Source organism: Caulobacter sp. (assembly GCF_035254145.1).
GTDB lineage: Bacteria > Pseudomonadota > Alphaproteobacteria > Caulobacterales > Caulobacteraceae > Caulobacter.
Window position 1 is genome coordinate 1 of the sequence record NZ_DATFAV010000248.1, and the last position, 15,467, is coordinate 15,467.

18 protein-coding genes are annotated in these 15,467 nt (G+C 67.5%); 16 read left to right on the forward strand and 2 right to left on the reverse strand.

Features of this window, described 5'->3' with window-relative positions; genetic code table 11:
* Positions 1-99 precede the first annotated feature (99 nt).
* A complete protein-coding gene (locus tag VJ655_RS15330) occupies positions 100-1,368 on the reverse strand; it encodes a cytochrome P450 (protein WP_324112533.1) in 1,269 nt (422 codons plus the stop codon).
* 122 nt (positions 1,369-1,490) lie between these two features.
* Here VJ655_RS15330 and VJ655_RS15335 point away from each other — a divergent pair, with 122 nt between their 5' ends.
* From VJ655_RS15335 to trmB, 14 genes are all read left to right on the forward strand, one after another.
* Positions 1,491-2,063, forward strand: coding sequence for a NifU family protein (locus tag VJ655_RS15335; protein WP_324112534.1), 573 nt, complete (start codon positions 1,491-1,493; stop codon positions 2,061-2,063).
* Between the two features lie 92 nt (positions 2,064-2,155).
* The gene (locus VJ655_RS15340; protein ID WP_324112535.1) at positions 2,156-2,743 is read left to right on the forward strand and encodes a malonic semialdehyde reductase; all 588 of its coding nucleotides are present in this window, start codon (positions 2,156-2,158) and stop codon (positions 2,741-2,743) included.
* A 39-nt stretch (positions 2,744-2,782) separates the two neighbouring features.
* Entirely contained in the window at positions 2,783-3,430 is a 648-nt protein-coding gene (locus VJ655_RS15345; RefSeq protein WP_324112537.1) for a DUF1131 family protein, read from the forward strand.
* Between the two features lie 3 nt (positions 3,431-3,433).
* Complete coding sequence (gene tsaB / locus VJ655_RS15350) at positions 3,434-4,069, forward strand: tRNA (adenosine(37)-N6)-threonylcarbamoyltransferase complex dimerization subunit type 1 TsaB (protein WP_324112539.1); 636 nt, start codon at positions 3,434-3,436, stop codon at positions 4,067-4,069.
* Between the two features lie 9 nt (positions 4,070-4,078).
* The gene (rimI, locus tag VJ655_RS15355; RefSeq protein ID WP_324112540.1) at positions 4,079-4,531 is read left to right on the forward strand and encodes a ribosomal protein S18-alanine N-acetyltransferase; all 453 of its coding nucleotides are present in this window, start codon (positions 4,079-4,081) and stop codon (positions 4,529-4,531) included.
* A 45-nt stretch (positions 4,532-4,576) separates the two neighbouring features.
* Positions 4,577-4,984, forward strand: coding sequence for a Fur family transcriptional regulator (locus tag VJ655_RS15360; RefSeq protein WP_324112542.1), 408 nt, complete (start codon positions 4,577-4,579; stop codon positions 4,982-4,984).
* A gap of 167 nt (positions 4,985-5,151) precedes the next feature.
* On the forward strand, positions 5,152-6,498 hold the full coding sequence (gene miaB, locus VJ655_RS15365) for a tRNA (N6-isopentenyl adenosine(37)-C2)-methylthiotransferase MiaB (RefSeq protein WP_324112544.1): 1,347 nt from the start codon (positions 5,152-5,154) through the stop codon (positions 6,496-6,498).
* Positions 6,495-7,439 (forward strand): PhoH family protein, encoded by a 945-nt coding sequence (locus tag VJ655_RS15370; protein ID WP_324112546.1) that lies wholly within the window; start codon positions 6,495-6,497, stop codon positions 7,437-7,439. Before miaB ends, VJ655_RS15370 begins: the two co-directional genes overlap by 4 nt.
* A 22-nt stretch (positions 7,440-7,461) precedes the next feature.
* Positions 7,462-7,947, forward strand: coding sequence for an rRNA maturation RNase YbeY (ybeY, locus tag VJ655_RS15375; protein ID WP_324112564.1), 486 nt, complete (start codon positions 7,462-7,464; stop codon positions 7,945-7,947).
* An 8-nt stretch (positions 7,948-7,955) separates the two neighbouring features.
* The gene (locus VJ655_RS15380; RefSeq protein ID WP_324112548.1) at positions 7,956-8,879 is read left to right on the forward strand and encodes a hemolysin family protein; all 924 of its coding nucleotides are present in this window, start codon (positions 7,956-7,958) and stop codon (positions 8,877-8,879) included.
* Complete coding sequence (gene lnt / locus VJ655_RS15385) at positions 8,876-10,468, forward strand: apolipoprotein N-acyltransferase (protein ID WP_324112550.1); 1,593 nt, start codon at positions 8,876-8,878, stop codon at positions 10,466-10,468. The genes VJ655_RS15380 and lnt overlap by 4 nt, the downstream gene beginning before the upstream one ends.
* A gap of 34 nt (positions 10,469-10,502) precedes the next feature.
* A complete protein-coding gene (locus VJ655_RS15390) occupies positions 10,503-10,922 on the forward strand; it encodes a helix-turn-helix transcriptional regulator (RefSeq protein WP_324112552.1) in 420 nt (139 codons plus the stop codon).
* 111 nt (positions 10,923-11,033) lie between these two features.
* The gene (metK, locus tag VJ655_RS15395; RefSeq protein WP_324112554.1) at positions 11,034-12,257 is read left to right on the forward strand and encodes a methionine adenosyltransferase; all 1,224 of its coding nucleotides are present in this window, start codon (positions 11,034-11,036) and stop codon (positions 12,255-12,257) included.
* A 196-nt stretch (positions 12,258-12,453) separates the two neighbouring features.
* Entirely contained in the window at positions 12,454-13,134 is a 681-nt protein-coding gene (gene trmB, locus VJ655_RS15400) for a tRNA (guanosine(46)-N7)-methyltransferase TrmB (RefSeq protein WP_324112556.1), read from the forward strand.
* A gap of 133 nt (positions 13,135-13,267) precedes the next feature.
* Here the strand turns inward: trmB and ppa are convergent, their stop codons facing one another.
* Positions 13,268-13,801, reverse strand: a complete 534-nt coding sequence (gene ppa, locus VJ655_RS15405; protein ID WP_013077233.1) for an inorganic diphosphatase — start codon at positions 13,799-13,801, stop codon at positions 13,268-13,270.
* 257 nt (positions 13,802-14,058) lie between these two features.
* On the opposite strand from ppa, the gene rimP reads away from it, so the two are divergent.
* Positions 14,059-14,634, forward strand: coding sequence for a ribosome maturation factor RimP (gene rimP, locus VJ655_RS15410; RefSeq protein WP_324112560.1), 576 nt, complete (start codon positions 14,059-14,061; stop codon positions 14,632-14,634).
* Positions 14,635-14,636: 2 nt separating this feature from the next.
* Positions 14,637-15,467: transcription termination factor NusA (nusA, locus tag VJ655_RS15415; RefSeq protein WP_324112562.1), on the forward strand; the 831-nt coding region annotated here is incomplete at its 3' end.

A 15,467-nucleotide genomic window follows, 5' to 3' on the forward strand; every position in this document is an offset into this window, starting at 1 on the left:
GGCCCGCCGCGAAGCGGTGGGAGGGTTTCACCCTGGACCGCCGCAACCCCTCCCACGCCTATCGGCGTGGGTCCTCCTTCTCCCTCTGGGAGAAGGCGACTAAATCCGCTCCGGGATCCGGACCATCATCCGCTCGTAGCCCTTCACGAAGGTCGAATAGACCCGTTTGGGCTCTTCCAGCACCTCGATCCTTGGGAAGCGCTTGAGGATCTCCTCCCAGACGATGCGCAGTTGCATCTCGGCCAGGCGGTTGCCCACGCAGCGGTGGATGCCGAAGCCGAACGACAGGTGACGGCGGGCGTTGGGGCGGTCGATGATGAAGGCGTCGGCGTTCTCGATGACCGTGTCGTCGCGGTTGCCCGAAACGTACCACATGACGACCTTGTCGCCCTTCTTGATCGTCTGGCCGGAGAGCTCGAAATCCTCCAGCGCCGTGCGGCGCATGTGGGCCAGGGGGGTCTGCCAGCGGATGATCTCCGAAACCATGTTCGGGATCAGCTCGGGATCGGCGCGCAGCTTGGCCTCTTCCCGCGGGTTCTTGGAGAGGGCGTAGAGGCCGCCGGTCAGCGAGTTGCGCGTCGTATCGTTGCCGCCGACGATCAGCAGGATGACATTGCCCAGATACTCCATGGGCGGCATGTCGCGGGTGGCCTCGCCGTGGGCCAGCATCGAGATCAGGTCGCTGCCCGGCTCGGTCTGATTGACCCGCTCGTTCCAGAGATTGGTGAAATAGGCCAGGCATTCCAGCAGCTCGGCGCGACGCGCCTCCTCGCTCTCGACGATGCCGCTCTCGGGCGAGGCGGTGGCGACGTCCGACCAGCGGGTCAGCTTGCGGCGCTCCTCCCAGGGGAAGTCGAACAGGGTGGCCAGCATCTGGGTGGTCAGCTCGATCGAGACCTTGTCGACCCAGTCGAAGGGCTCGCCGATCGGCAGGGTGTCCAGGATCTGCTGGACGCGCTCGCGGATGATCCCCTCCAGCTTGGCCAGATTCTGCGGCGAGACGATCGGGCTGACGGTCTTGCGCTGGATGTCGTGCTTGGGCGGGTCCATGGCGATGAACATCGGCAGGACGAAGTCCTCGTCGAAGTTCCGGATCGTGATGCCGCCCAGATGCGCGTCGGACGAGAAGACCTGGTGGGTCGTGTCGACCGTCATGATGTCGTTGTAACGGGTGATCGACCAGTAGGGCCCGGTCTCCTCGTCGCCCTTGGAATAGTGGACGGGCGCTTCCTTCCGCAGCCGCTCGAAATAGGGCCACATGGCGTCGGCCTGGAACAAGGCCGGATCGGCTACGTGCATATCCTCCAGGGGCGTCGCATAGGCCTTCGCCTGCGCGGCTTCCTTCAGGTCCACCGAACCGTCGCTCATCTGATCCTCCCGCCGATCGTTGTTTTGCCAGTATGACGCCAGAAAATGACGCCTGTGTCACTTTCTTTGTGCGACCACGTGGCGGTCTTGCGTCGGAGGGCGTCGAGGTCCATTTGGAAGCCATGTTCATTCAGACCGAAACCACGCCCAATCCCGAGGTCCTGAAGTTCCTGCCCGGCCGCGAAGTGCTGGGGGACGGCGCTCGCGAGTTCCGCACGCCGGAGGAGGGAGGTGCCTCGCCCCTGGCCCAGGCGCTGTTCGACCTCGGCGACGTGACGCGGGTGTTCTTCGGTCCCGACTTCCTGACGGTGACCAAGGGCGAGAGCGCCCAGTGGCCGCACCTGAAGGCGCCGATCCTGGCGGCCATAATGGACCACTTCACCAGCGGCCGACCGCTGCTGCTGGACGCCGAGCCGGCTGGCGGGCACGACGAGGGCGACTACGACGAGGAGACCTCGCAGATCGTCGCCGAGATCAAGGAGCTGCTGGACACCCGCATCCGTCCGGCCGTAGCCCAAGATGGGGGCGACATCGTCTTCTCGCGTTTCGAGTCGCAGACGGGCGTCGTCTGGCTGCACATGCGCGGAGCCTGCTCGGGTTGCCCCTCGTCCTCGGCGACGCTGAAGGCGGGCGTGGAGAACATGCTCAAGCACTATGTGCCGGAAGTGACCCGGGTCGAGCAAACCCTGGGCTGATCGGGACCGGACGCCGACCGGCGCTTGCGCGGCGATGGGGAAGGTCTTATTGTAACCATTGTAGTTGCAAATAGGTTTCTCAAGGATCGCTCATGGCCAAGCTCGACACGCCGGCGCTCGCCCAACTGTTCACCGAAGCTCGCACTCGCAACGGCTGGAAGTCCGATCCCATCCCCGAGGCCGTGCTGCGCGAGCTGTACGACCTGGTGAAGTTCGGCCCGACCGCCGCCAACTCGACGCCGGCCCGCTTCCTGTTCCTCACCAGCCCCGAGGCCAAGGCCAAGCTGGCGGCGCTGTCGTCGGGTTCGAATGGGGTGAAGATCCTGCAGGCGCCGGTGACGGTGATCGTCGGCTATGACCTCGATTTTCCGCAGACGCTTCCCAAGCTCTTCCCGCACGCGCCGGGCGCCAAGGACTGGTTCCCCGATCCGGTGGCCAAGGAGTGGGGCGCGCTGCGCAACAGCTCGCTGCAGGGCGGCTATCTGATCCTGGCCGCCCGGGCCCTGGGCCTGGACGTCGGTCCGATGTCGGGCTTCGACAACGCCGGCGTGGACGCCGCCTTCTTCGCGGGCACGAACATCAAGAGCAACTTCATCGCCTCGATCGGCTACGGCACCGACGAGAACCTCTTCCCGCGCAATCCGCGCCTCGACTTCGACGAAGCGGCGAAGATCCTCTGATCGGGTGACGGCGGAGGGCGCTCGGGCTAAAATGCCTTCATGACCCTCCGCCACACCCTCCTCGCCCTGCCGCTCGTCCTGCTGGCCGCCTGCGGGCCGGCCAAGAAGGACGAAACCGCCGACGCCGCCAAGCCGGCCGCCCAATCCGGCGCCAAAGGGCCGGTGGCCGTCGCGGTCACGCCCTACGCCGGCGGTCCGCTGAACGTGACCAAAGACGGCGTGGGCCCGATCAGCGGCTCGACCGCCTTCGATCTTCCGACGCTGAAGGCCCTGTTCCCCAAGGCCAAGGTCGAACAGGCCTTCCTTCACTTCGGCGAAGGCCCGGCCCAGCCGATCATCAATGTCGAGCAGGACAATGCCCCGCTGCTGGAGATCGGCAAGACGGACGAAGGCGCGATCGCCTATGTCGCGGCCGCCGCTGGCGAGGTCCGCGGTCCCAAGGGCGAGCAATTGCTGGCCAAGTGGGGCGATCTTGGCTTCACGATCGACCAATGCCGGGCGGGGCAGGGGCGGGAGATCAACCAGACGATCTGCGTCCGTCCCGAGGCGCCGAGCGTCTCCTATGTGTTCGGCGTCCCCGGCTGGACCGGGCCGGGCCTGCCGTCCGAGGCGGTCCTGAAGGCCAAGGGCCAGCTCAACGCCCTGGTCTGGCGTCCCGCCGAAGGCGCGGTCGTCGGCGCCGCCTGATCCATGATCCTTTCGATCGACACCTGCCTCGGCGCCAGCTCTGTCGCCGTGCTGGACGGCGAGCGCGTGCTGGCCGTCCGCAGCGAGCCGATGACCCGTGGCCACCAGGAACGCATTGGCGTCCTGGCCCGCGAGGCCGCGCTCGAAGCCGGCGTGGCCTTCGCTGACCTCGACCGTATCGGCGTGACCGTCGGTCCAGGCTCGTTCACCGGCCTGCGCGTGGGTCTGGCCTTCGCCAAGGGCCTGGCGACGGCGCTGTCGATCCCTTGCGTGGGCGTCAACACGCTGGAGAGCCTGACGTTCGGCGTTCCCGGCTTCGCCGCCGCCGTCATCGATGTGCGGATGAGTCAGGTCTATCTCCAGGTCTTCGCGAACGGGACGCCGCTGATGGCCCCGGACGCCCTGGGGCTTGGCGAGGCGGCCGCGCGCCTGGCCGAACTCTATTCCGGCGGACCGGCGACCCTGGTCGGTTCGGGCGCGCCCCTGCTGGCCGACGCCCTGACCGGCGCGACGGTGCTGACCCCAGCCGCGCCCGATCCCGTCGCCGTGGCCCGCCTGGCCGACTCCAAGCCGACTCCGGCCCATTCGCCCCGGCCGCTCTATCTGCGCGCGCCCTACGCCACGCTGCCGGCGGCCTAGGTCCTTCGCATGAACCTGCGTCCCGTCGGCCCGGAGGCCGCTTTCGATCTCGCCGACCTGCACGACAGGGCCTTCGACCGGCCCTGGACGGCGCTGGAGTTCGATGACCTGCTGAAGTCGCCGGGCGCTTTCGCGGTGCTGGGCGAGGCTGGCGAACCGGCCGAGCCGAAGGGGTTCATCCTCTGCCGTTCGATCGCCGGCGAGGCCGAGATCCTGACCATCGCCGTCGACCCGGCCGCGCGCCGGCGCGGCTGGGGCGCGGCCCTGGTCGAGATCGCCGCCGGCGTCGCCGCCGAGACCGGCGCCGAAGCCCTGTTCCTGGAGGTCGCGGCCGACAATCTGGCGGCGATCGCCCTCTACCAATCCACCGGTTTTTCCAAGGTCGGCGTGCGGAAGGGCTATTATCCCCACCCGGATGGGGCCAAGGACGCCCTGGTCATGCGGCGGACGCTTAACACTTAAGGGCTGATTGCCTATCTTGCCGGCGACTCAGACGGAGGCTCCGCCTTGGATCGACTCGAAAAGGCCTGCATCGAAAAGGGCATGCGCATGACGGACCAGCGCCGCGTGATCGCGCGCGTGCTGTCGTCGGCCGAAGACCATCCCGATGTCGAGGAGCTGCACCGTCGCGCCCACGCCATTGATCCGCACATCTCGATCGCCACGGTCTATCGCACCGTGCGGCTGTTCGAGGAGAGCGGGATCATCGAGCGGCACGACTTCCGTGACGGCCGCTCGCGCTACGAAGAGACCCCGAGCCATCACCACGACCACCTGATCGACATGAAGACCGGCAAGGTCGTCGAGTTCGTGGACGAGGAGATCGAGGCACTGCAGAACGCCATCGCCCGCAAGCTCGGCTACAAGCTGGTGGATCACCGGCTGGAACTCTACGGCGTGCCGCTGGAGGAGTAATCCAGATGCTCCCCCGCGATGCGGGGGAGCTGTCACGGAGTGACTGAGGGGGCGAACGCCGCGAAGGCCGAGCTAGCCCCCTCCGGCCCTTTGGGCCACCTCCCCCGCATCGCGGGGGAGGAACCCACACTTGCACACTGGGCCTCTCGACCCCATAACCTCGCCCGATGAGCGAGACCCCGCAAAAGCGCCTCTTTATCAAGACCTACGGCTGTCAGATGAACGTCTATGACAGCGAGCGCATGGCCGATGTCCTGCGTCCGCTGGGCTATGGCGTTGTCGATGATCCGGAGGGCGCGGACCTGGTGGTGCTGAACACCTGCCACATCCGCGAGAAGGCCACCGAGAAGGTCTATTCCGAGCTCGGCTACATCAAGCAGATGAAGGATCGCAAGGCCGAGGCCGGCGGTCGCATGACCATCGCCGTGGCCGGCTGCGTCGCCCAGGCCGAGGGCAAGGAGATCATGCATCGCCAGAAGGCGGTCGATCTGGTCGTCGGCCCGCAGGCCTACCACCAGCTGCCCGAACTGATCGCCCGCGCCCATCGGGCGACCGGCGAGCGTCTGGCCGCCGACTTCGCCGCCGACGAGAAGTTCGACGCCCTGCCGGCCGAACGCCACGTGACGGGGGTAACCGCCTTCCTGACGGTGCAGGAAGGCTGCGACAAGTTCTGCACCTTCTGCGTGGTGCCCTATACGCGCGGCGGCGAATGGTCGCGGCCGGTGAACGACATCGTCGAGGAGGCCAAGCGTCTGGCCGGCCAGGGCGTGCGCGAGGTCACCCTGTTGGGCCAGAACGTCAACGCCTATGACGGCGACGGGTCTTCCTTGGCCAAGCTGGTTCGCCGGCTGGCTCACATCGATGGCCTGGACCGCATCCGCTACACGACCAGCCATCCGCGCGACATGGGCGACGATCTGATCGAGGCCCATGGCGAGCTGCCGGAGCTGATGCCCTATCTGCACCTGCCGGTGCAGGCGGGGTCGGACAAGATCCTCAAGGCCATGAACCGCGACCACACGGCCGAGAGCTATGTCCGGCTGATCGAGCGCATCCGCGCGGCGCGGCCTGACATCGCCATGAGCGGCGACTTCATCGTCGGCTTCCCCGGCGAACGGGACGCTGACTTCGAGAAGACCCTGGAGCTGGTTCGCGAGGTCGGCTTCGCCTCGGCGTTCTCGTTCAAATATTCCCGTCGACCCGGCACCCCGGCCTCGGCCATGCCTGGCCAGGTCGAGGAGGCGGTCAAGGCCGAGCGCCTGGAGCGTCTCAATCAGCTGCTGGACGACCAGCAGCGCGCCTTCAATGCGGCGCAGGTCGGCAAGACGCTGCCGGTGCTGTTCGAGAAGCCCGGCCGCCACCCTGGCCAGATCGTGGGTCGCAGCCCATATCTGCAGGCCGTCCATTGCGAGGGCGGCGAACAATTGCTGGGGAAGATCGTTCCCGTCCGTATCGAGAGCGCCGCCAAGATGAGCCTGGCCGGCGTTCTGGAGCCCATGCTGGAGTCCGCTTGAGCCGCACCCCCGAGTTCCTGCCGCTGTCCGACGACGCGGTCCATGCCGTCTCCGGTCCTGGCGGCCGTCACGCGGCGCTGATCGAGGACGCCTTCAAGGTGCTGATCGAGACGCCGGGCGGCGGCGTCACCATCACCGGCGACGCGCGGGGCCGCACCAGCGCCAAGCGCGCCCTGAGCGCCCTGGCCGCCCGCGCCGACGCCGGCGAGGAAGTGGTCGAGGCCGACGTTCGCATCGCCATCGGCTCGGCCCACGAGACCGGCGGCCAGGCCTCGCCCCGCGCCGTGCGCAAGGGCAATGTCTCGCCCAAGACCAAGGGCCAGGCCCGCTACATGGAGGCCATGGCCAGCCATCCGCTGAGCTTTGGCCTGGGCCCCGCCGGCACCGGCAAGACCTTCCTGGCCGTGGCCCATGGCGCGGGCATGCTGCTGCGCGGCGAGGTCGATCGCCTGATCGTCACCCGCCCCGCCGTCGAGGCCGGCGAGAAGCTGGGCTTCCTTCCGGGCGACCTGAACGAGAAGGTCGATCCGTACATGGCGCCCGTCTGGGAGGCCCTGACCGACATCATGGGCGCCGACCAGCTGCGCCGACGCCGTGAGAAGCTCGAGATCGAGGTCGCCCCGATCGCCTTCATGCGCGGGCGCACGCTGGCCCACGCCTTCGTCATCGTCGACGAGGCCCAGAACTGCTCGCGCCTGCAGATGAAGATGGTGCTGACCCGTCTGGGCGAGGGCGCGCGCATGGTGGTCACCGGTGACCCGACCCAGGTCGACCTGCTCAATCCGCGCGACTCGGGCCTGGCTCACGCCGTGTCGATCCTGGAAGGAGTCGAGGGCGTGGCGGTCTCGCGCTTCACCTCGGCCGATGTCGTGCGCCACCCGCTGGTCGAGCGCATCGTCAAGGCCTACGACGCCGACGCGGCGCAAAGCACGCCCCGCTAGGCCCATGACCATCACCGTCGATATCGAGATCGAGGACGAGGCCTGGACCAAGGCGGAAGCCGAGACCGAGGCCCTGGTCTGGCGCGCGGCCCAGGCCGTGCTGGACGCGCACGAGGACATCGAAGGCCAGGGGATCGTCATCCTCCTGACCGACGACGACAGCGTCCAGGCGCTGAACCGCGACTTTCGCCAGAAGGACTACGCCACCAACGTCCTGTCCTTCCCCTCGCCCCAGAACCCCGAGGCCAATCCCGAGGGCCAGATCGGCGACATCGCCTTGGCCTACGGCGTCTGCGCCCGGGAGGCGGCCGAGCAGGGCAAGCCGCTCAGCCACCACCTGCAACATCTGGTGGCGCACGGCGTGCTTCATCTCCTAGGATACGACCACGAGCGCGACGACGAGGCGCAAGCCATGGAGGCGCTCGAACGCGAGATCCTGGCGGGGCTGGACGTTCCAGACCCTTACGCCAGCCCAGATCTTGTTTCTGGGGAAGAAGAGGGGCGCTGACGAGGGCCATGCCCAGCGACGAGCCTAGTCAACAGCCCGCCGTTCCGGCTCGAAGAAGCCGGGGCGTGCGGGCGTTCCTTCGCCGCATGCGCAAGCGGCTGATCGCCGGCGACGGCGAGGTCCTGCGCGCTCCCGAGGCGCCGGCCCAGAGCGGCGAGGTCGACATCGTCGACCAGGCCGAAGCGTTCCAGACCCTGCGGGTCGCCGACGTCATGACGCCACGCGCCGACATCGTCTCGGTCGAGCTCTCCACGCCGTTCGAGGCCGTGGCCGCCCAGTTCGTCGAGGCCGGGCACTCGCGGATGCCGATCTATCGCGAGACGCTGGACGATCCCGTCGGCGTCGTCCACGTCAAGGACGTCTTCGGCCTGCTGGCCCAAGAGGCCCGGCGACCGGCCCCGACCGATCTCGTCCTGCACAAGCTGCGCCGCGAGGCCCTGTACGTGCCCGCCTCGATGAAGGCGGCCGACCTTCTGCTGCGCATGCGCACCAGCCGGATGCACATGGCTCTGGTCATCGACGAGTTCGGCGGCACCGACGGGCTGGTGACCATGGAAGACCTGATCGAGGCGGTGGTCGGCGAGATCGACGACGAGCACGACGACGCGGCCGCCGCCTCGATCGTGGCGCGCCCGGGCGGCGTCTACGACGCCGACGCCCGCGCGCCGCTGGAGGAGCTGGAGGCGGCTCTTGGTCGTGAACTGGCGCCCACGGACATGGAAGAGGACATCGACACCGTCGCGGGCCTGGTCGTCGCCCTAGCTGGCCGCGTGCCGCAGCGGGGCGAGGTCATCGCTCATCCCGACGGTTACGAGTTCGAGGTCGTCGAGGCCGACCCGCGCCGGGTGCGCCGGGTGCGGGTGCGCGGCGGTCCCGCGCCGAAGACGTCGTCGAACGCCGAGGCCGCTTCCGAGGACGTCGAGGCCTCGTGAACGTCTGGAGCCGTTTTCGCCAGCGAGCCTGGAGCGGGCCGCTGCTGGCGCTGGTCGCGGGCCTCGCTGCGGCGCTGGCCCATCCGCCGTTCGGCGTTCTGCCGGGCCTTCTCGGCTACGCCCTGCTTCTGCACCTGCTGGACGACGCCGACGCGGCCAGGTCGCTGCGATCGGCCTTCTGGCGGGGCTGGCTGGCGGGCGTCGGCTATTTCGCCCTGGGCACCTGGTGGATCGCGGAGGCCTTCATGGTCGACGCCGCCAACCAGGGCTGGATGGCGCCGTTCGCCGTCGCCGCCATGGCCGCGGGCCTGGCCCTGTTCTGGGGTCTGGCGGCGCTGGTCTATCGTTTGGCTCGCCCGACCGGAGTCTGGCGCGTACTGGCCTTCGCCGGCGCCTTCGCGGCCCTGGAGTGGGCTCGCGGCCATGTCCTGACCGGCTTCCCCTGGAACCTGCCCGGCGAGACTTGGCGCGCGGGCTCGGCGCCGTCCCAGGCCGCCGCCCTGGTCGGCGCCTACGGCCTAACCTGGATCACCCTGGCCATCGCCGCCGCCCCGGCTGTCTGGCGCGAGGGACGTGGCGGCCGTGTCGCCCTGGCCTCGGCCGGCGCCGCGCTGGTCGCGCTCTATGGCTATGGCGCGGTCGTCCGCTCCCGGCCGCTGGCCGAGGGGCCGCCGATCAGCGTCCGCATCGTCCAGGCCGATATCCAGCAGGACGCCAAGTGGGACGCGACCCGCTTCGCCCAGATTGTCCAGGCCTACGTCTCGCTGACGGCCAGGCCCTATGCGGGCCAGCCTTCGGATCTCGTGATCTGGCCCGAGGGCGCTCTGCCCGCTGCGATCAACGACTATCTGGCGCCAGGGACCTGGGTGCGCCAGGCGATCCTCGACAGCGTCCGGCCCGGCCAGACCCTGCTGATCGGCGGCTATCGCTACGAGGGGTCGGTCGACAAGCCCGTCTACTACAACAGCTTGATCGCCCTGCGCCGCACGGCGACAGACCTGGAGGTCGTCGGCGTCTACGACAAGCACCGACTGGTGCCGTTCGGCGAATACCTGCCGGCCGAGGCGTTCCTGACCCGAATTGGGTTCAAGAGCCTGGCCCACCTGGGCGACGGCTTCGCCACGGGACCTAGGCCGGCCCCGCTGCGCGTCTCGCCCAACCTGCTGGTCCAGCCGCTGATCTGCTACGAGAGTTTGTTCCCGGGCTTGGCGCGACGCGACGATGACGTCCGTGTCCTGATCAATGTCTCGAACGACGCCTGGTTCGGCGTCACCTCGGGGCCGCTCCAGCACCTGAATCTGGCCAGCTACCGCGCGATCGAAAGCGCGCGGCCGATCCTGCGCGCCACGCCTACGGGCGTAAGCGCTGTCATCGACGCGCGCGGTCGACTCATCGATGGGACCCGCCTGGATCTAGGAAAAAGCGGAGTCATCGACGCCACAATACCAGCGCGAGGCCAGGTTACGCCCTTCGACGACTTCGGTGATCTGCCGTTCTTCGCACTTCTACTGATATCTGCGGTTGCGTCGGCTCGCCTAAGAGCAGGTAAATCCTTGCTGTCTATTGCGCGCTTGAAAGACTCGGGCTGAATTAAAACCGCAATTTCAGCTATCAAGCGTTGGTATGAGCGAGCCGTCGGACACCGAACGCCACCCAAATCCCGTCGACCTGCACGTCGGCGCGCGCATTCGCATGCGCCGCAAGATCCTGGGCGTCAGCCAGGAACGCCTGGCCGAGGACTTGGGTCTGACCTTCCAGCAGGTCCAGAAGTACGAGCGCGGCGCCAATCGCGTCAGCGCCAGCAAACTCTATGAAATCGCCCGCAGCCTGCAGTCGTCGGTCGGCTACTTCTTCGAGGGCCTGGGCTCGACCGGCGAGGGGATGGCCGAAGGCGGCGAGCCGTTCGTTCACGACTTCCTGATGACGCCCGAAGGGCTGGAGCTAGCCACGCTGTTTCCCAAGATCACCCGCCTGAAAGTGCGTCGGCGAATCCTGGAGCTGGTCCGCTCCATGGCCGAGGAAGAAGCGGGCGCCGACGATTGATCGTCAGGCTTGCTTGCCCGCATAAACATATCTTTATATGATCCTGGTCTAACTAAACGCCTACACGGCGTGCGTGCGCCTGCACGCAGTCCTCATGGCCGGAGCTGTCTCTTGACCCGTTCGTCCTACATCTTCACCAGCGAGAGCGTTTCCGAGGGCCATCCCGACAAGGTCGCGGATCGCATCAGTGACACTGTCGTCGACGCCTTCCTGAGCGCGGATCCCGAGGCCCGCGTGGCCTGCGAGACGCTGGTCACCACCAACCGCATCGTCCTGGCGGGCGAGGTTCGCGCCGGCAAGCCGGGCGGCGACAAGAAGACCAACAAGCAGCTGACCAAGGACATCCTCGGCTCGCTGGAGCCGAAGGTCCGCGAGGCGATCAAGGACATCGGCTACGAGCAGAAGGGCTTCCACTGGCAAAAGGCCAAGTACGCCAACTATCTGCATGGCCAGTCGGCGCACATCGCCCAGGGCGTGGACGCCACCGAAAAGAAGGACGAGGGCGCCGGCGACCAGGGCATCATGTTCGGCTACGCCAGCACCGAGACCCCGGAGCTGATGCCGGCGACGCTGCAGTACAGCCACAATATCCTCAAGCGCCTGGCCGAACTGCGCCACTCGGGCGAGCTGCATGAGCTGGAGCCCGACGCCAAGAGCCAGGTGACCCTGGAGTATGACGGCAATGGCCGCCCGACGCGCGTCGTCTCGATCGTCGTCAGCCACCAGCACAAGAAGAAGATCGACGGCAAGGCCGCGACCTCCAAGCGCGTTCTGGACCTGATCAAGCCGCATATCCTGCCGGTGTTCCCGGACGGCCTGATCACCAAGAAGACCCAATGGCTGGTCAATCCGACCGGCCGCTTCGAAATCGGCGGCCCGGACGGCGACGCCGGCGTCACGGGCCGCAAGATCATCGTCGACACCTACGGCGGCGCGGCCCCGCACGGCGGCGGCGCGTTCTCGGGCAAGGATCCGACCAAGGTCGACCGCTCGGCCGCCTACGCCTGCCGCTATCTGGCCAAGAACGTCGTGGCCTCGGGCCTGGCTGACCGCTGCACCATCCAGATTGCCTACGCCATCGGCGTGGCCCAGCCGGTGTCGTTCCACGTCGACCTGCATGGCACGGGCAAGGTCGATCCGGCCGTGCTGGAAAAGATCCTGCCGCAGCTGATCGGCGGCGCCACGCCGCGCTCGATCCGCGAGCACCTGCAGCTGAACCGCCCGATCTACGCCCGCACCGCGGCCTACGGCCACTTCGGCCGCACGCCGGACAACGAGGGCGGCTTCTCATGGGAGAAGACCGACCTGGTCGGCGAACTGAAGGGTCTGGCGTAACGGTCCACCAAACCCGCCTTCCTAGGCCTTAGCGCCTAGGACCCATATTCCGCCGGCGTCGCCCTCGACAGAGATCCGCGACGCCGGCGGTTTGCGTTTCTGGATCTCCGAGCTTGGCCCAACCCTGGGTCCTAGGCGCAAGGCCTGGGAAGGCGAAGATATTGCATTCTCGACTGTCGGTTCTAAACAGCGCCCCATGACCAACCCGCAACAACCCCACGGGCCGCTGCGCTCGTTCGGCCGGCTGAAGTCGCGCCCGGTGAAGCCGCGCCAGCAGGCGTTGCTCGACACCCTGCTGCCCGAGATCGCCGTGCCCCAGGGGCCGTTCCGGCCGCTGGACCTGATGCCCGAGGCCAGGGCCGTCTGGCTGGAGATCGGCTTCGGCGGCGGCGAGCACATGGCCGCCCAGGCCGGGCGTCATCCCGAGACGCTGGTGATCGGCGCCGAGCCGTTCGTCAATGGCGTGGCCAGCGCCGTGCGCCACGTCGAGGAACAGGCCCTGAAGAACGTCCGCATCCACGAGGGCGACGCCCGCGACGTCGTCGACTGGCTGCCCGACGCGTGCCTGGACCGGGTGCTCATCATGTTCCCCGATCCCTGGCACAAGGCCCGCCACAACAAGCGCCGCCTGATCCAGCCGGAATTCGTCGCCAGGCTGGCCCGGGTGATGAAGTCTGGAGCGGCGCTGCGGTTCGCCACCGACTGGGCCGACTACGCCGAATGGACGGCCGAGCGGGTGCTGGCCGATCCGAACTTCCGCTTCGCGGACGAGGCGGCGGACCGCAACGCGATCCCGGCCGACCACGTCACCACGCGCTATGAGGAAAAGAAGCTGGGCGACTGCGCCCCGGTGTTCCTGGACTTCGTCCGGAAATAGCTGGAAATTTCCCTCCCCCTTGTGGGAAGGGGGACCGGCGTAGCCGGTGGGTGGGGTCTGATGTTCAGCAAAACCCCACCCGACCCCTGTCGGGGCCACCCTCCCCACGAGGGGGAGGGAATCATCGTCTAAATCAGTACGTCTCGTTGTAGCGCTTGATCGCCGTGCGGATGATGTCGGCGGTCTCCTCGATGTCGGCCCAGCCGCTGATCTTGGTCGACTTGCCCTTTTCCAGGTCCTTGTAGTGCTGGAAGAAGTGGGCGATCTGCTCGGTCAGGATGGTCGGCAGGTCACGCCAGCTGGAAACGCCCGTGTAGAACGGGTGCAGCTTGTCGACCGGCACGGCCAGGATCTTCTCGTCCGAACCGGCTTCGTCGACCATCATCAGGGTGCCGATCGGGCGGCAGCGGATGATGGCGCCCGGCACGACCGGGGTCGGGCCCACGACCATGATGTCGGCGGGGTCGCCGTCGTCGGCCAGGGTGTGCGGGATGAAGCCGTAGTTGGCCGGATAGAACATCGCCGTGTGAAGGAAGCGGTCCACCATCAGGGCGCCGCTTTCCTTGTCGATCTCGTACTTCACCGGCTCGCCGCCCTGCGGGATTTCGATGATGGCGTTGAGATCGTAGGGCGGGTTGGCCCCGGTGGGGATCTTGGAGAGGTCCATCGTGACTCTTTGTTTGTGTTGGTCCGCGGGGAGGCGCGGCCTGCGCGGACGGGCTTATAGGCCCAAATTGCTGCGACGCGGAAGGGGCGAGCGTCGACGGAGTCGACAAGGTTTTCCAATTCGCCTATAAACCGTCCCACATCGTCCGTTAGCGCTAGATGGCGCTTTCGAGCGGCGGCCCGAAAGGCTGCCGCTTTTTGTTTGGCCGCCACCTCGCCTCGCAGGGTCGGCGACCGCCTGAAGAGTTTGAGAAGAACGTGCGCGGCAAGACGCAGGAAGACCGTGATCTGATCGAGATGCTCGATCCCGTCGCCGAGAGCCTCGGCTATGAGATCGTGCGCCTGCGCCTGATGGGCGGGGCCGAGCAGCGTCGCCTGCAGATCATGGCCGAGCATCCGCTGCTGGAGGACGGCTCCGGCGGGGACATGAACGTCGAGGACTGCGCCCGTCTGTCCCGCGCCATTTCCGAGGTGATGGACGCCGCCGACCCGATCGCGGGCGAGTACACGCTAGAAGTCTCCAGCCCCGGCGTCGACCGTCCGCTGACCCGCCTGAAGGACTTCGAGGACTACGCAGGTCTCGAGGCCCGCATCGAGCTCGACCGCGTGGCCGAGGGCCGCAAGCGCTTCAAGGGCGAGCTGGCCGGGATCGAGGACGACCAGGTCGGCCTGAACATCGAGGGCGAGGACGACGTCACGGTCTACTTCCCCTTCGCCTGGATCATCGACGCCAAGCTCGTCATGACCGACGCCCTGATGAAGCGGGGCGCCGAGCAGCGCGCCGCCCGCATCAAATCCGACAACGACGACCTGTCCGAAAGTGAAGAGGACTGACCATGGCCATCGGCATCTCCGCCAACCGGCTCGAACTTCTGCAGATCGCCGACGCGGTCGCGCGTGAAAAGAGCATCGAGAAGGAAGTCGTCATCGAGGCCATCGAGGACGCCCTGCAGAAGGCCGCCCGCGCCCGCTACGGCGCCGAGCACGACATCCGCGTCAAGATCGACCCGCGCACGGGCGAGATGACGCAGAAGCGCGTGATCGAGGTGGTGCCCGACGACGCCGAGCTGGAAGGCGAGATCGGCAAGATGCAGCTGTCGATCGCCAAGCGCGCCTGGCGCGACGCCGAGGTCGGCAAGATCTACGAAGAGGTCCTGCCGCCGTTCGAGATCGGCCGCGTCCAGACCCAGATGGCCCGCCAGGTCGTCATGCATAAGGTCCGCGAGGCCGAGCGCGAGCGTCAGTACGACGAGTACAAGGATCGCGTCGGCGAGATCGTCAACGGCAGCGTCAAGCGCGTCGAATACGGCAACGTCATCGTCGACCTGGGCCGTGGCGAAGGCATCATGCGCCGCGACCAGTCGATCCCGCGCGAGAACTTCAACGTCGGCGACCGCATCCGCGCCTACATCTACGACGTCCGCCGCGAGACCAAGGGTCCGCAAATCATGCTGAGCCGCGCGCACGGCGGCTTCATGGCCAAGCTGTTCGCCCAGGAAGTGCCGGAAGTCTACGACGGCGTCATCGAGATCCGCGCCGTGGCCCGCGACCCGGGTTCGCGCGCCAAGATGGCCGTCATCTCGAACGACAGCTCGATCGACCCGGTCGGCGCCTGCGTCGGCATGCGCGGTTCTCGCGTGCAGGCGGTCGTGGCCGAGCTGCAGGGC

What these genes read in the sequence shown, in the direction of transcription:
- VJ655_RS15330 (WP_324112533.1), bottom strand. Translation starts at nt 1,368, where the DNA reads ATGAGCGACGGTTCGGTGGACCTGAAGGAAGCCGCGCAGGCGAAGGCC.
- VJ655_RS15335 (WP_324112534.1), top strand. Translation starts at nt 1,491, where the DNA reads ATGTTCATTCAGACCGAAACCACGCCCAATCCCGAGGTCCTGAAGTTC.
- VJ655_RS15340 (WP_324112535.1), top strand. Translation starts at nt 2,156, where the DNA reads ATGGCCAAGCTCGACACGCCGGCGCTCGCCCAACTGTTCACCGAAGCT.
- VJ655_RS15345 (WP_324112537.1), top strand. Translation starts at nt 2,783, where the DNA reads ATGACCCTCCGCCACACCCTCCTCGCCCTGCCGCTCGTCCTGCTGGCC.
- tsaB (WP_324112539.1), top strand. Translation starts at nt 3,434, where the DNA reads ATGATCCTTTCGATCGACACCTGCCTCGGCGCCAGCTCTGTCGCCGTG.
- rimI (WP_324112540.1), top strand. Translation starts at nt 4,079, where the DNA reads ATGAACCTGCGTCCCGTCGGCCCGGAGGCCGCTTTCGATCTCGCCGAC.
- miaB (WP_324112544.1), top strand. Translation starts at nt 5,152, where the DNA reads ATGAGCGAGACCCCGCAAAAGCGCCTCTTTATCAAGACCTACGGCTGT.
- VJ655_RS15380 (WP_324112548.1), top strand. Translation starts at nt 7,956, where the DNA reads ATGCCCAGCGACGAGCCTAGTCAACAGCCCGCCGTTCCGGCTCGAAGA.
- VJ655_RS15390 (WP_324112552.1), top strand. Translation starts at nt 10,503, where the DNA reads ATGAGCGAGCCGTCGGACACCGAACGCCACCCAAATCCCGTCGACCTG.
- trmB (WP_324112556.1), top strand. Translation starts at nt 12,454, where the DNA reads ATGACCAACCCGCAACAACCCCACGGGCCGCTGCGCTCGTTCGGCCGG.
- ppa (WP_013077233.1), bottom strand. Translation starts at nt 13,801, where the DNA reads ATGGACCTCTCCAAGATCCCCACCGGGGCCAACCCGCCCTACGATCTC.